Source organism: Ruegeria sp. BHSB056 (genome assembly GCF_059613305.1).
On record NZ_JBXWSG010000192.1, the window covers coordinates 1 to 1314 of the forward strand.

General features: G+C 59.0%; 2 protein-coding genes. Both read left to right on the top strand.

The window, feature by feature from the left end; translation table 11 throughout:
* The coding region (locus AC2FND_RS20250) for a TrbI/VirB10 family protein (RefSeq protein WP_496771492.1) at window positions 1-294 on the top strand (294 nt) is incomplete at its 5' end.
* A 2-nt stretch (window positions 295-296) separates the two neighbouring features.
* The gene (locus tag AC2FND_RS20255) at window positions 297-1292 is read left to right on the top strand and encodes an ATPase, T2SS/T4P/T4SS family (protein WP_496771493.1); all 996 of its coding nucleotides are present in this window, start codon (window positions 297-299) and stop codon (window positions 1290-1292) included.
* Window positions 1293-1314: the final 22 nt, after the last annotated feature.

Sequence of the window (1314 nt, forward strand, 5' to 3'; positions counted from 1 at the left end):
GCTTTCGGTGGCGATGAATTGGGCCGCTCCGGCACAATCGGCTTTGTCGACAGCCGCTTTGGCACGCGGTTCGGGTCAGCCGCCCTTATATCGCTGATCGGAGCCTTCCCCGCCGTGGCCGCCCAAAACACCGAAGATGAGATCACCTCTGATGTGCTCGAGGGCATTGGCGAAGACCTTCAGGAAAGCGCGCAAAGCGTGATTGGCGAATATCTCTCTGTCTCACCGGTTATCTATGTCGATCAAGGTGCCCGCGTCACCGTGATGGTCGACCGCGATCTGGAGATTTTCTGACCATGGCGGCCAGCTATCTGCAAAGCTCGATCGACAAGATCCCCGAGGCGCGCGATCCAAAGCTGATCGAGCTTTGCATCAGTCCTGACGGCACGCTCTGGGCGGAGTTTCAGGGTGATCACTTCATGCGGCGCGTCGATCGACAGCTCTCGCCCAATGAAATCAAAGACCTTGGCAATCAGATTGCGTCCGCCGCGAACACCACGCTCAGCCGGACCAAGCCTATTGTCTCGGTCAGCATCACCTACCGTGACCGCCCCATCCGCGCGCAAATCATACAGCCTCCTGCCGTTGATGGCGGACACGCAATCTCCCTACGGTTCTTCGCTGACCTTCCATTGGACCAGATCAAACTGTCCTTTCTCTTCGGCAAAGAACGCAGCAACGAGGGGGCAAGGCGCAAGCGCAACGCCGAGCTGCGCGATGTCGTGGCCACCGGCGACATAGACGCCGCGATCAAGTTCTGTATGACGCACAAGCTCAACATGATCGTCTCGGGCGGAACCTCCACCGGCAAGACCGTCACGGCGCGAAAAATCCTCTCCTTCGTGCCCGCCGACGAGCGCATCATCACGATCGAAGAAGCCGCCGAGTTGCGTCCGGCGCAGCCTAATGTCGTCAGGCTGATGTCTGATCGCGATGAAGCCATGCGCAGCGCGGATGTCCTCCTTACTTCGACCTTGCGCATGCGGCCGGACCGGATTGTCCTTGGCGAAGTGCGCGGCAAAGAGGCCATGACCTTGCTCGAGGCGATCAACACCGGTCACGGTGGCTCACTTACTACCCTGCACGCTGAAACGCCGCAGCTGGCGGTGCAGCGCCTCGCCATCGCCGCCCTGAGAACCGATGTGCCCATGACCTACCAGGACATGAACGACTACATCACCCGGTCGATCGATGTGATCATCCAAGCCGGTCGCCATGAAGGCGCACGTGGCATTACCGAATTCTACCTGCCGGTTGATCCGGCCCATTCAAAGGAAACAGCCCATGTTTGAATACAAGATTGAACAGATCAAC

Excerpts from the sequence above, each read along its gene's own strand:
- AC2FND_RS20255 (WP_496771493.1), top strand. The coding sequence starts at position 297 with ATGGCGGCCAGCTATCTGCAAAGCTCGATCGACAAGATCCCCGAGGCG.